The sequence below is a fragment of the Rhodococcus sp. WS1 genome, assembly GCF_003797745.1.
Classification (GTDB): domain Bacteria; phylum Actinomycetota; class Actinomycetes; order Mycobacteriales; family Mycobacteriaceae; genus Rhodococcus_F; species Rhodococcus_F erythropolis.
In genome coordinates, this window is sequence record NZ_RKLZ01000001.1 from 2117170 (window position 1) to 2130439 (window position 13270).

The 13270-nt window shown below is 60.6% G+C and carries 13 protein-coding genes and 1 pseudogene; 6 read left to right on the plus strand and 8 right to left on the minus strand.

The window, feature by feature from the left end:
• Positions 1-2 precede the first annotated feature (2 nt).
• The gene (locus EEB12_RS09820; RefSeq protein ID WP_019747175.1) at positions 3-473 is read right to left on the minus strand and encodes a hypothetical protein; all 471 of its coding nucleotides are present in this window, start codon (positions 471-473) and stop codon (positions 3-5) included.
• A 704-nt stretch (positions 474-1177) separates the two neighbouring features.
• On the opposite strand from EEB12_RS09820, the gene EEB12_RS30805 reads away from it, so the two are divergent.
• From EEB12_RS30805 to EEB12_RS09835, 3 genes and pseudogenes are all read left to right on the plus strand, one after another.
• Positions 1178-1546, plus strand: a complete 369-nt coding sequence (locus EEB12_RS30805) for a hypothetical protein (RefSeq protein ID WP_020906454.1) — start codon at positions 1178-1180, stop codon at positions 1544-1546.
• Positions 1547-1568: 22 nt separating this feature from the next.
• Complete coding sequence (locus tag EEB12_RS09830; protein ID WP_141487703.1) at positions 1569-2024, plus strand: pyridoxamine 5'-phosphate oxidase family protein; 456 nt, start codon at positions 1569-1571, stop codon at positions 2022-2024.
• Positions 2025-2102: 78 nt separating this feature from the next.
• Positions 2103-2846, plus strand: a pseudogene (locus EEB12_RS09835) (HNH endonuclease family protein); the annotation flags it as partial.
• Positions 2847-2946: 100 nt separating this feature from the next.
• Here EEB12_RS09835 and EEB12_RS30465 read toward each other — a convergent pair.
• The 4 genes from EEB12_RS30465 to EEB12_RS09850 form a co-directional block, all read right to left on the minus strand.
• Positions 2947-3117, minus strand: coding sequence for a hypothetical protein (locus tag EEB12_RS30465; protein ID WP_020906453.1), 171 nt, complete (start codon positions 3115-3117; stop codon positions 2947-2949).
• 354 nt (positions 3118-3471) lie between these two features.
• The gene (locus EEB12_RS09840) at positions 3472-3840 is read right to left on the minus strand and encodes a hypothetical protein (RefSeq protein ID WP_029537646.1); all 369 of its coding nucleotides are present in this window, start codon (positions 3838-3840) and stop codon (positions 3472-3474) included.
• A gap of 288 nt (positions 3841-4128) precedes the next feature.
• Positions 4129-5247: an Ig-like domain-containing protein gene (locus tag EEB12_RS09845; RefSeq protein ID WP_047889148.1), complete on the minus strand. Its 1119-nt coding sequence runs from the start codon at positions 5245-5247 to the stop codon at positions 4129-4131.
• Between the two features lie 55 nt (positions 5248-5302).
• The gene (locus EEB12_RS09850) at positions 5303-6517 is read right to left on the minus strand and encodes an Ig-like domain-containing protein (protein WP_141487704.1); all 1215 of its coding nucleotides are present in this window, start codon (positions 6515-6517) and stop codon (positions 5303-5305) included.
• A gap of 297 nt (positions 6518-6814) precedes the next feature.
• Here EEB12_RS09850 and EEB12_RS09855 point away from each other — a divergent pair, with 297 nt between their 5' ends.
• The 3 genes from EEB12_RS09855 to EEB12_RS09865 are packed head-to-tail and all read left to right on the plus strand — an operon-like array spanning position 6815 to position 9422.
• Positions 6815-8314: a SulP family inorganic anion transporter gene (locus EEB12_RS09855; RefSeq protein ID WP_181447620.1), complete on the plus strand. Its 1500-nt coding sequence runs from the start codon at positions 6815-6817 to the stop codon at positions 8312-8314.
• Positions 8315-8349: 35 nt separating this feature from the next.
• Positions 8350-8775: a MerR family transcriptional regulator gene (locus EEB12_RS09860; RefSeq protein WP_019747166.1), complete on the plus strand. Its 426-nt coding sequence runs from the start codon at positions 8350-8352 to the stop codon at positions 8773-8775.
• A 26-nt stretch (positions 8776-8801) separates the two neighbouring features.
• The gene (locus tag EEB12_RS09865; protein WP_029254604.1) at positions 8802-9422 is read left to right on the plus strand and encodes an L-threonylcarbamoyladenylate synthase; all 621 of its coding nucleotides are present in this window, start codon (positions 8802-8804) and stop codon (positions 9420-9422) included.
• 36 nt (positions 9423-9458) lie between these two features.
• On the opposite strand, the gene EEB12_RS09870 is transcribed toward EEB12_RS09865, so the two are convergent.
• The 3 genes from EEB12_RS09870 to EEB12_RS09880 all read right to left on the minus strand — a co-directional run bounded on the left by EEB12_RS09870 (position 9459) and on the right by EEB12_RS09880 (position 13267).
• A complete protein-coding gene (locus EEB12_RS09870) occupies positions 9459-11372 on the minus strand; it encodes an alkyl/aryl-sulfatase (protein ID WP_141487706.1) in 1914 nt (637 codons plus the stop codon).
• A gap of 99 nt (positions 11373-11471) precedes the next feature.
• Positions 11472-12035 carry a TetR/AcrR family transcriptional regulator gene (locus tag EEB12_RS09875; protein WP_060938324.1) on the minus strand — a complete coding sequence of 188 codons (564 nt, stop codon included), beginning with the start codon at positions 12033-12035 and terminating at the stop codon, positions 11472-11474.
• Positions 12032-13267 carry a cytochrome P450 gene (locus EEB12_RS09880; protein ID WP_141487707.1) on the minus strand — a complete coding sequence of 412 codons (1236 nt, stop codon included), beginning with the start codon at positions 13265-13267 and terminating at the stop codon, positions 12032-12034. The genes EEB12_RS09875 and EEB12_RS09880 overlap by 4 nt, the downstream gene beginning before the upstream one ends.
• Positions 13268-13270: the final 3 nt, after the last annotated feature.

Here is a 13270-nt window from a genome sequence, read left to right on the forward strand (position 1 = left end):
GGTCAGCAACTTCCCGCGGTCGCTGCGGCGAATCCGCGAGTGACCTCAGCCTGCTCGTCGGCAGACAAGCTCGACCATTCGGGATAAGCCTGGATGGAGGTCAGCATGTCGTTTGCCAATGATTCACGCGTCATGCCCATTTCCTCGCCCGACTCGTCAATTGCCGGCTGGTATGCGTCGAGGTACCGGAGAACATCGGAGCACGCCTGCGCGTAGGTCCGTGGCAGTGCCGAACTCACATTCGGGTCCGACGGGACCTCAGCCGGGACGCTCGCGTCGACCGACGGTGCCTCGGTAGTCGATTCCGACGATGTCGCCGGAGCCTCGGATGACGTCGTCGGTGACGCAGTGGTGGTCGCCGAAACGGAGGAAGTGAGTGTTCCGACCTCGGTCGGCTTGTCTCCGTCAGAACCGCAGGCAACCAGCGCCACCAGCGAGCAGGCACCGATGAACCCGGTGATCGTTTTCTTCATCCTTCAAGGATGCCAGAGGGCGTCTGGCGCTCGAACGGACCGGCATCGTCGACCGGCGAGAATCGTCCGGGCAGCCTGTCGAATCCGACTGCCTCGTCGGCCCGCCTACAGGATTGGACCATATGCCCCGTCTGCGAACCCATGCTACGGTGACTTAACTGCAAAGTAACTATGGGTGGGATTGTCCGGTCTGCCGCGTTCATCCGGAACGCTCTGATCGGAAATAGTTCGTCTTTAAGGGGCTGGAACGAGTGGGACTTTTTCGTCGACGAGGCTCCCGGGAGGAAGACGACGATCGCGGGCAAAACCTCGATCGCAGCGACCCCGGGTATGCCGCCTGGTTCGCGAACGTCTCCGACGCGGGCGGTCAGCCGGTTCCGTACAAGCGGCCGCTTACCGCGCCGGTGTATCCGCAACTTCAGACGCCGGTGCCGGACTTCGAGACGGATACGAGATGGCCGCTCAGCGCACCCCCCGGGGACGGCTGGCTGCCCGCAGACCGCATCGACGAATTCGAGTCGTCGAATGGCCGCTCATCTGCACCGAACGGAACGAGCCCACAAATCTCACAAGCTGAACAGTTGCCGCCCAGCCCACTCCCGACACCGCAACCAACGATTCCACCTCGAAATGTACCGATGACTTCATCACCGAAGCATCACCTGGAGTCGCCCCGCGCGACTCTGCCCTACCAAGGAGAAGCAATGAGCAACATCGACAAGATCCTCGGCGAACTGATGCGCATCGACGGTGCCAGCGGTGCAGCCGTAGTCGACGCCGACAGCGGGATGGTTCTCGGTATGAGCGGCAACCCGTCATTCAGCCTCGAGTACGCCGGCGCCGGCAACTCCGAGGTTGTGCGAGCAAAGCTCCGCACGATGAGTAACTTGGGAATTACCGACACCCTCGAAGACATTCTGATCACCCTGAGTAACCAGTACCACCTCATTCGCGTCCTCGAGACGCCCGGACTGTCAACGCTGTTCGTGTACCTGGTTTTGGACCGCGCGCGTGCGAACCTGGCACTGGCCCGCCACAAGCTGGGCGAACAGACACCCAAGATCGAGATCTGACGCTTCCACTCCCTTCCCGACAATGCCCGGTCCTCGCCAACGGCGAGGACCGGGCATTGTTCGTTCCGCATCGTCGATTGGTGAACGTCGCGCCGGCACCGATACTGAGACAGTGACTATCGCGGATACTCCTTGCGTGTGGTTGACCACCCTTCGAAGCGACGGCTCGCCGCACACGACTCCGGTCTGGTTCTTACTGCGTCAGAACACATTCTGGATACCGAGCGCCGAGCAGAATCGGAAGGTCCGGAACCTGCTGGACGATCCGCGGGTCTCGTTGGCAGTCGACGGATCCTCTCACGACCCGTGGGTCGCACAGGGGTTCGGGACAATTCATCACAACGTCGGCGAGTTCGGCTATCTCCTGAAACTTTTCGGCGAGAAGTACGACGGCTGGGATGCCGCAGACGAAACTCGTGAAGGTCCGCGAGTTCTCGTGTCGGTTCCGGTGACGCGATGGCTACTTCGACCGGACTGACAGACAGTGCCGGTTCAGCCCGAAATGTCGTGAATGACATACTTGTAGTTCATCTCTCGCAGAAATGGACTCTCACACATGGCACGCACGGCACATCACAGGCGCGGCATCACCGGCGTCACCATCGGCATTGCTGCCGTGATCGTGCTGGGAGGTTGCGCCAGTTCCAACGCCGACGCACCCGAAACATCTTCTCTCGGTTCGGGAATCGGATCCGGCGTCACGACGACGGTTACGGCCGGAACTTCGGCTCCCTCGTCCGCCGCAATTGAACTGCTGGCACAGATCCCCATCAAGGGACGCGCACCCAAGACCGGATACGACCGTGCACTGTTCGGTACCGCCTGGACCGACGACGTCACCGTCGAGTTCGGCCACAACGGCTGCGATACCCGAAACGACATCCTGCGGCGTGACCTCACCGACCTGACATTCAAAGACGGCTCCAAAAGCTGCTCGGTCCAAACCGGTACGCTCCGTGACCCGTACACGAACAAGACCATCGCCTTCACCCGCGGCCAGGACACGTCTTCTGCAGTCCAGATCGACCATGTTGTCGCACTCTCGGACGCCTGGCAGAAGGGCGCGCAGCAGCTCGACACGCAAACGCGAACCAATCTCGCCAACGACCCTCGAAACCTACGCGCTGTCGACGGGCCCACCAACCAGAAGAAGTCGGATTCCGACGCGGCGTCGTGGCTGCCGCCCAACAAGGCATACCGCTGCCAGTACGTGACTGCTCAAGTGGAAGTGAAAGCGGCATACGGTTTGTGGGTTACCCAAGCCGAACACGACACCATCGCAGACATTCTCGCGACCTGCTGAACTCTTGCGGTGATCAGCGACATTTGATCAGAGGGCTCTGATCAGCGACATTTGATCAGAGGACTCTGATCAGCGACCTTTGATCAGAGGACTCTGATCAGCGACCTTTGATCAGATACCGCACAATCGCCATCCCGAGCGCGAGGCCCAACACGGTGGCCAGCGCTGCAACCAGACCGTGGCCGGTCAGTGCGACGAACACACCGGTTATGACTGCGACGACGGCAATGATCCCCGCGTCCACTCTGCTTTGACCACGTTCAGGCATGGCACTCTCTCGTGCTGTCAGGTCCGTCCGCTCCCCTCGTAGCGGACGGACCCAGCGGCAATCTGTCGAAATGCGCGAACTCTGGTGGCCTCACCGGGCTGACTTTGCGGGCGGTCCTGCGAGGCCGGCACGTCCCCCGGAGCCAACTCACATCGGTTCACGAAGTCCGTACCTTCGCAGAATATACCGATTGGTAGGTAATTACTGAGGGCTAAAGTCCCTGGTCATGGACTCATGCGACGAGTGGTCGAAAACTCGAGACGAACGAGCGCATCCGCGAGCCGAGCGTTCAATCGAGATGGCAGAGGGCCGTGGTCACCTCCAGAGGTCCATCTCGACATAGAGTGGAGACGTCTAGGACCCGAAAAGCGATCCGAGATCCAACGATCCGACTGACGACACTCTCTTCCAATCAGCGCAATACGCGGTGGTGAAGCGAGAATCCGTCAAGAGAATGGTGACTGTCGCCGGTTCGAGGGTGCTTTCGAACTCGAGGACATTCAATTCACCGTCGCCGTCGACTTTTGCCCGACCGTATATGCACGGCATATCAGCTGATACGGGCCCAGACGTCGTGTAGGTTCCCGGCAACACCTCCCACGGCACGTCGAACAGCCCATGACCGGGAATCGTTCCCGGCGCTGCTGAGGCCGCAGACGTCCCGATCATTGCCACACCGACAGCTACTGCTGCAGCGGACGCGAGCAAACTAACCTTGCGCATTTTCCCTACCTTGTTCATACCTGAACCGCAGCGGCGAGTTCGAAGGCTTGTTGATGTAAGAACCCGCGGTTCGCGCAGTTCTTCAACTAACGGTAGTAAAAGGGCACGAGTTTTGGTGAGCTACCTTTTGTGGTTCTGGCCCGATTTCCGTGACGGAGACTCCCATTGAGAAAAATAGGGAACGCCGGCGTTGCGGCTCTCGGCATGATTCGAACCTGTCATTCCAGTATTCGATCACACAACCGTATTCGAGCCGAAACGTCGACGCTCCCCTGCCGTTTGGGTGACTCAGCCTCCGAGTGAGCCCGTCGGCAGCTTCGAGAAGATGTCCCCGAGGCTTCCGGTTCCACCAGGAGTTTCCGGTTCCGTCGGATCCACCGGCTCGACGACGATGACGCCGGGCACGGTGACGGTCACGGTCTTGTCCGCAGATTCCGAAGAACTGAACTTCTTGGTACCCAAGAACTTTGCGGTGATGCGATGCTCGCCCTGGTCGCGGAACGGCCAGACCAGTTCTGCATGGCCATTGGAATCGACTGTGGCGCTACCGATCTTCGTATCGCCGTCGAAGAACTCGACCGTGCCCTCACCCGGGTTCGGGTCGATACTCGCCGCAATCTTGACGTCTTCGCCCGTCAGTGCCTCCAGTGCGACAGCGACCGTCGTCTCGGTCTGGTTGGTCGCGAATACCTCGGTAGTCGAGAGGGCGCTGCGTCCCTCGCCCGAAGCAACACAATACCCAGCGGCATTGACCCACCGGGACTCACCGAAACTCATGCTCGTGTCTTTGATCTTGATACTCGGGCTCGTCGCCCCGGCGCGCAGGTGCGTCGTCGCATTTCCCTCGTCGGACCGAGCTTCGAGTTTCAATTCGACTGCCGGTAAACGAAAGTCCGTGTTGGCCTTGACTTGCAGCCCTTCCTTTGGCTTGTTGTCGTTCGCGCTCGGACCGTCGTTGACTGTCTTGTTGCCGGTACCGGTAATTCGCAGGTACTCACCCGCCGGGTTCGCGTTTCCGTCTGCGCCCACCCGGAGCAGCACCGCAGTCTCGCCGGTCAAGTTGGACGACGAATCACCGACGAGGGAGTACGAAACCAGGGTTGCCCCTTGCGGTAGTGCGATGTCGTACTTGATACGACCGGTGTCCGAATCCGAACTACGCATGGTGCCCGGATGCAGTTTCACTGTGAACTGTTCGCCGGGACGCACGGACGTGGGCGCCGTGACCTCCAGGTTGTCGGAGAACGACGAATCCCAATCGGTGGCGCCGTCGACCCGGCACTTGTGTTCGAAGGAAACTGTTCGAGTCACGGTATCGGAAGCCGCTGCTGCCGGAGCGGACACAGCGAGGAGTCCGGCCGCAACAGCTGGTACGACTGCGCAAACAGCCAGAGAACGGGAGTTCATATGTTGCCTTTCAAAAAGACTCGGTCATCGAGTGTTCGGTGAATTAGGACCGTGATCACTTGCCACCGAGCGAACCCGTGGGCAGCTGCGGCAGAACGGACTCGAGGCTGCCGAGACCACCCGGAGTGCCCGGATCGGTCGGGTCGGGATCGACCGGGCCTGTTGAATCCCCGGTCACCGTGAGCATGTGTGCCGCCGACGTGTACTTCGCCTCGTCGTCGGTAGCTGTGAAGACTGCGGTCACGGACTTGGTACCCGCCTTACCGAAGGTCAGATCCAGGCGGGCAATACCGCGAACCACCGGCCGCGGGTCACCGACGGGCTTGCCGTCGACCATGAACTGTACTGTTCCCGTTGCGTTTTCCGGATCGACGTGAGAAGCAAAAGACACTTTGGTGCCGGTAGCGGCTGTCGTCGGCCCTTCGAGCGTCGTCACGATGTCTGCTCCAGGCTCGGGATCAACAGGTCCGAGGTCTCCGTCGATTTTCGTGGAGGCCAATGCGCCGGCACCGGCGTTGAGGGGACCCGTCTCACCGTCGCGAGGAGAACAGGATGTGGGCGCCCAGATGGTTCCCGCGAGCCAGTGACTTACCTGAGGGAGGAAGGTCAAAAATGACTCCGGCCCGCCGAAAGTACCTGCAGCACCCGAAGTCCGGACATTGGTCTCGACTGCGCCGGACGGCCCGGCCTTTACGGTGATTCTGATCTTCGGAAAGACGATGTTGGTCTCGGCTCCGGACTGGGCGTTGATCGCAAGCCCGCCGTGCGCACCCGACGACGATGACGGACTGTTGCCGATCGCTTCGTTTGCGCCGGACAACCGGAGTATCGGACCGTCCGCTGCGGGAGTGCCGTCTTCGTTGACACGAATCACCGAAGCAGGTTTCCCGGCAACAACATTGCCCGGATCGGTGACCGTCGCCGAAACGAACTCCGCGTTGGTCGGAATCGGCAGATCGATCTTCAGACGCGAAATCTTCTTGACACTTGCGCCGCTCACATCGTTCGGGATCTGGACGCTACCCGGATCCACCTCGATGTCGAAGACTTGACCTGGCGCCACGACCGAAGGAGCCGAAACTCGCACCGTAGCAGGCTTTCCGTCTGACGAAGGACCGGAGAACGCACTCGGAACTGCGCGGCACGTGACCTGAAACGTTGTCGACGTGGTTTCTGCAACGGGCGCCGCGGTCGCCGGAATCACGGCCACAGCGGTTCCACCGGCAAGGAGACCGGTAAGGAGCGCAGCATTCAGTAGGCGTTTTGACATGATGTCCTCTCGGAACAACCTGATTGACGTTTGCCGCCGAACTGTAACGGAGCCAACGCCCGAGTTGACCCGTTTTCAATAAACAAAAACCACACAGTAGGTAAATAATTGGTAAGGGTTACTGGTCGTCACATCTGACCGCCACCGCGAGCCTTGCCTCTCTCGATCAATCTCGCGGTTCGAGATTCACTGCGGGGAAACATAATTCGACAGGAATTCGCGCCGTAGTGAGAACTCCGTTCATACTCTACCCTTACGGGAGGGTAGAGTATGAGAACCTCGTCAGGACGGAATCTCATGGCAGTAACCATCGCTTCATCCACCAACGACAATTCGGTTCGGGCCGCGCTCCGGTCACCTCGCCGTCTCAAAACGGAAGTTTTGGCCGGACTGGTCGTGGCGTTGGCACTGATTCCCGAGGCGATCTCGTTCTCGATCATCGCCGGCGTCGATCCGCGGGTAGGACTGTTCGCGTCGTTCACGATGGCAGTGACCATCGCCGTCGTCGGCGGACGACCCGCAATGATCTCCGCAGCTACCGGCGCCGTCGCACTGGTCGTCGCTCCACTGACGCGCGAGTACGGAATCGACTACCTGATTGCGACAGTCCTTCTGGCCGGCCTGCTCCAGATCGTGTTGAGCCTCCTCGGCGTCGCCAAGCTGATGCGCTTCATCCCGCGCAGCGTCATGGTGGGATTCGTCAATGCACTGGCCATCTTGATCTTCATTGCCCAACTCCCCCACCTGATCGATGTTCCGTGGCTCGTCTACCCACTTCTGGCCGTCGCCCTCCTGATACTCGTATTCCTGCCGAAACTGACCAGCGCGGTCCCGGCTCCACTGGTGGCGATCGTGCTACTGACCACCGCCACAGTCGTTTTCGCGTTCAACGTCCCCAATGTCGGCGACGAGGGCGAGCTTCCGTCGAGCCTGCCGACGCTACTGTTCCCCGACGTCCCTCTGGACATGCACACACTGTCGATCATTGCTCCGTATGCATTGGCCATGGCGCTCGTCGGCCTCCTCGAATCGTTGATGACGGCCAAGCTCGTCGACGACGTCACGGATACTCACTCGAACAAGACCCGAGAAGGGTGGGGCCAAGGCGTCGCGAACATCGTCACCGGCTTCTTCGGAGGCATGGGAGGGTGCGCGATGATCGGCCAGACCATGATCAACGTCAAGGTCTCCGGCGCTCGCACTCGAATCTCGACCTTCCTGGCGGGCGTGTTCTTGCTGATACTCGTGGTCGGCCTCGGCGATGTCGTGGCGTTGATTCCCATGGCCGCATTGGTAGCCGTCATGATCATGGTCTCGGTCGGCACTTTCGACTGGCACAGCATCAATCCGAAGACCCTGCGCCGCATGCCGATCGGCGAGACAGTGGTCATGCTGGTCACCGTGGCGGTCACCGTCGCGACCCACAATCTTGCCTACGGCGTGATCGTCGGAGTGATCACCGCGATGGTCATCTTCGCCCGCCGCGTCGCGCATCTCACCGAAGTGATCGACGTCGCTCATCCGGACGAGGACATCCGTGTCTATGCGGTTCGAGGCGAGCTGTTCTTCGCATCCAGCAACGATCTGATCTACCAGTTCGACTATGCCGACGACCCGAAGAACATTGTCATCGATCTGTCCGAGTCGCATGTCTGGGATGCGTCGACCGTGGCGACACTGGACGCGATCACCACCAAGTACGCGGCCAGAGGCAAGAATGTCGAGATCGTGGGGCTCGACGACGCATCGGCCGAGCGCCATCTGCGCCTGTCCGGACGCCTGGGTGACGGTCACTGAGAGTATGGAAGCCCAGCGCGACGAAAGTAGGAGTGATGTCTGAGCCGGAACATGCGGTCCAGGGACAGAACATGCAGATCGGGCAGGTTGCCGAACGCACCGAACTGTCGATCAAGACGATCCGTCATTACGACGAGGTCGGTCTGGTCACTCCATCGGAGCGGACCGCCGGAGGATTCCGCTTGTACACCGAGGCGGACGTCCAACGGCTACTGGTAATCCGACGAATGAAGCCGCTCGGATTCAGTCTCGAAGAAATGAAACAACTCCTCAATTCCCTGGCAGTGCTCGGCGACGAAGCTTCGGACGCGTCAACACGAACCGCCGCAACCGAATTCGTCACCGCCTGCCATACCCGGGCGGAAGAAAGCTGCACACACTTACGTAAGCAACTCGCCTACGCCGAAGAGCTGACGGGATTGCTCGCCGACCACAGTCTGAACGGTGAACGGCATTCGTGATCTGCAAGCTGAACTAAGCTGGGTTGATGGCCCGATATTTCGACGTTCACCCGGAAAACCCGCAGCCGCGCGCGATCAGCCAGATCGTCGAAATGCTGCGCAACGACGCGGTCATCGCCTACCCCACCGACTCCTGCTACGCCCTGGGTGCCCGAATGGACAATCACTCGGGCACCGATCGGATCCGCGAGATCCGTCACCTGCGGTCGGATCACCACTTCACGCTGGTCTGTGCCGACTTCGCGCAGCTCGGGCACTTCGTCCACGTCACCAACTCGGCGTTCCGCGCGGTGAAAGCCGCTACGCCTGGGCAGTACACGTTCATCCTTCCCGCCACGAAGGAAGTTCCGCGTCGACTGGCACACGCCAAGAAGAAGACCGTCGGAGTGCGTATCCCCAGCCACCCGGTAGTGCGGGCGCTCTTGCAAGAGTTGGGTGAACCGATCCTCTCCAGCACCCTTCTCCTGCCCGGCGCCGAGGAGCCGATGACGGACGGCTGGCAGATCAAGGAAGAACTCGACCACCAACTCGACGCCGTCATCGACTCGGGTGACTGCGGAACCGAGCCCACCACGGTGGTCGACTATTCGTCCGGTGCCCCCGAGATCGTGCGCATCGGCGCGGGAGATCCTTCCCGTTTCGAATGATCCCCCCGCCCGTGCCACATCACGGATGGCAACGTGTCACGGCGTCACGATGTCGAACCACAGATCGAAGTCCTCCAGCAGCGAGATGAACGTCTCCAGTTCAGACTGATCTCCCACAGCTTTTGCCGTTCCGGCCTTGATGGATTCGGTGAGCGAAGTCGTTCCCAGATACACCTCGTTGAACACGGCACGGGTCAAGGTCAGAGTCAGCGCCGCCGAAGCATCTGCCTTGTCCGTGTCGTAATTCAGCACGCCGTTGCGCACTGTGACCAGGACGTTGTCCGCAGTGTCCGACAACACGAATCGCAACGACAGGTCGACGTCGGCAGCTTTGGGACCGTCGAGGCGAACTGCCCAGAAGTCCAGCATCTGCTCGAGAGGCATCACGGCGACAACGGCCGGGCCGGTGGGGTTGTTGGACGGCATCGGTGCCAGCGGATGCCGCAATTCCATCGCTCCGACCAGGTAGAAGTTGCGCCACGTACCGTTCTCGGCTTGGTAGCCGAGTTGTTCGTACGTGTCCGCCAACAACTCTCGCGCTTTCTGGTTACTCGGATCGGCGAACACCAGATGGTTCACCAGCTCCGCTGCCCAGCGATAGTCGCCGTCGTCGAACGCCTGCTTGCCCTTGGTCAGAAGCGCATCGGGTCCGCCGACGGCTTCGACGTAGCGCTTGCCGTTCTCCACCGGCGGATGAGGATTGAGGTGAGCGGGAACGCCGTCGAACCAACCGAGATAGAAGGTGTAGATCGCTTTGACGTTGTGACTGAGCGAGCCGTAGTACCCGCGGTTGTACCACTGCTTTCCGATGGCGTCGGGTACCTCGATCTGGTCGGCAATCTCCACCGGTGTCAGTCCCTTGTTGGCAAGACGCAACGTCTGATCGTGCAGATACTTGTACAGGTCTGCCTGATCCGACATCAGCTTCAAGATCTTGTCGTTGCCCCACGTGGGCCAATGATGCTGCGCAAAAATGATTTCGACGTCGGGGAAAAGTTCCATCGCCAGACGAACGTAGTGCGACCAGGCCTTGGCGTCGCGAGTTTTGGCGCCGCGCAACGTGTACAGGTTGTGCATCGTGTGCGTGACGTCCTCCGCTGACCCGAACGCCTTGAAATCGGGTAGATAGAACAACATTTCGGACGGCGCTTCGGTGCCCGGCGCGAGCATGAACGTCACGCGCACACCGTCGATGACTTCTTCGTGTACCGGTTCGGTGATGACGTCGGTCGGCACCGCGAACGTCGACGTGCCGTGCGACGTGGACAGTCCGAGACCACCGGAAACCTGCCCCTGCGGGCCTGGACGCAGGAATGATCCGTACATGTACATTCCGCGACGCGTCATCGCCGTTCCGGCGAGCACGTTCTCGGAGATCGCCTCCTCCGTGAAACTGTCTGGTGCATAGACTTTTACGGCACCGGACTCGATCTCTTCGTCGGTGACAAATCCTTTGACTCCGCCGAAGTGATCGCCGTGGGAGTGTGTGAAGATGATCGCCTTGACCGGGACCTTGGGGCGGTGCTGGTAGTACAACTCCAGCGCAAGAGCGGCTGTTTCCGCGGACATCAGGGTGTCACCGATGATCAACCCGGTATCGCCCTCGATGATCGTCGTGTTCGACAAGTCCTGGCCGATCACCTGGTAGAGGCGATCGGCAAGCTTGAAGAGCCCGCCGCCCTTTCCCATCAAAGTGGCTTGGCGCCAGAGACTCGGGTTGACGGTGTCCGGCGCTTCGCCGTCGGCGAACCCATAGGCGTCGTAGGAGAAGATGAACTGTCCTTTGTCACCCTTGACCAACCCGCCGTCGATGAGCGGCGCCACCAGACCGCGAGAAATCAGTTCGAAGTCGAATGTGTCATCGAACGGAAGATCACGGAGGACCTGGGCGTTCGCAAGGCGAGTCGCTTCGGTAGCGGGCTTGGGGTCGAGTTCGGATGGTGTAGTCATCTTCTCTTACGCTCCTCGGGAACTCGCGGTGTCCTGTGTCTGGATACCGGTTCATCCTCGATCGCCACGTAGTCCTCGCGCATCACCCGGAAGGGATGATCACGTGGTTCGTCCAGCGTTCAACAGCGCAGCAACGAACTCACGCACCAACGTCCGCTCGTCGTTCTCGTCCGCACCCGGCACCATGAGCAGCGAGAGGATCACTCGCACGATCCAGCGGGCTCGTGACGCTGTGCCTGCTCCGTTTTCACCGAGCATCGCGACGCCCAGTCCGTTGATGACGTCGGATGAATTGGCAAGTTCACCTGCAAGACTCGCATCACCCGGAGTGAACCATGCAGCCAACGTCGGAGTGCTGCGCACCGCGGAGACTGCGGTGAGCATCGCCGTTTCGAGACGCTCGCTCGGATCATCGATGGTCGCTACCGATTCCGCGATCGCAGTTCCCAGCCTGCGCGCTTCGCGGTGAACGAATGCAATGTGAAGGGCCTGCCGATTCTCGAAGTACCGATACAGGGTGGCCCGGGAACATCCTGCAGCAGAGGCTATCTCCGCCATACCGACGGCGTTGACACCTTTCTCGACGAACAGTTGCGCCGCACTGTCGAGGATCTTCTCGGCTGCCGCCAAGGCGCGCCCCTCACCGAGCCAGTCGTTGCTCACGGCCGGGTCACCGACATCGGCGCTGTGAGTGGACGGCGCACGTAGTTGCCCGGCGCGTATTGCATCGCGTCGATGTCGATATGGAAATCTGGAATCCGGGAGAGTAACTCTTCCAACGCAACTCGAGCCTGCATCCGAGCTGCCGACGCCCCCAGACAGTGGTGGGCGCCATGACTGAAGGTGAGAATCTTCTGCGGTCGACGCAAGACGTCCAACTCCGCCGCGTCGGGTCCGTACTTTTCGGGATCACGATTGGCCGCACCGTACATCAGCAGAACCTTACGTCCTGCCGGAATCACTTTGCCACCCAAGGCCACATCTCGCGTCGTGGTGCGTGCCAGTCCTTGGACCGGCGAGGTGAGTCGAAGCAACTCGTCGACCGCGTCGGTGATCAATGCGGGATCGTCCAGCAGGATCTGACGCTGGTCGAGGCGTTCGGTCAGCATCGCCACCGAACCACCCAGCATTCCTGTCGTGGTGTCGTTTCCACCGGCCACCATGGTGAAGGCGAAGCCCAGAATCGACAGCAGGCCGGACATGTCGCCGTCTTCACCGAGTCCAGCGGCGAGTAGGTGCGAAATCGTGTCGTCACCCGGTTCGACCTTGCGGCGGTCGATCAGCGACGCGAAGTACATCATCAGCTCACCGGTGGCGGCCTGTGCCGTCGTCGCTGCCGCGGCCACACCACCTGCCGAATTGGCAGCGACAATGGCTTCGGTCCAGCCGTCGAACTGGTCACGGTCCGATTCCGGCACACCCAGATAGTGTGCGACAACCATCGACGGCAACGGTTTGAAGAGCTCGACGACGATATCGCCACTGCCACGCGCTTTCAACGCTTCGATACGCTCGACGACGAATTCGCGGACCATCGGCTCGACCGCCGATACCTGACGCGGAGTGAATCCCTTCGACACCATGCGCCGGAACTCCGACTGCACGGGCGGGTCCTGCATCACGAACGGCGGATTGTCCTGCATCCCGATCTGCTCGAGCTCACCATCGACGGTGGTCAATCCCTTTGCCGACGAGTACGTCTCGTAATCACGAGCGGCGTTGTAGACGTCTTCGTGACGGGTGAGCACCCAGTAGTCGTCCTGCGGCGAGGCTTCCGGCACCACGTTGTGCACCGGGTCGTTCTCTCGCAATGCGTCGTACATGGCCCAGGGCGAACGCCAGGACTCCCCGGTGGAAGGAACAAACCGTGGCGAATGTGACACAGATGTTGTCATGAC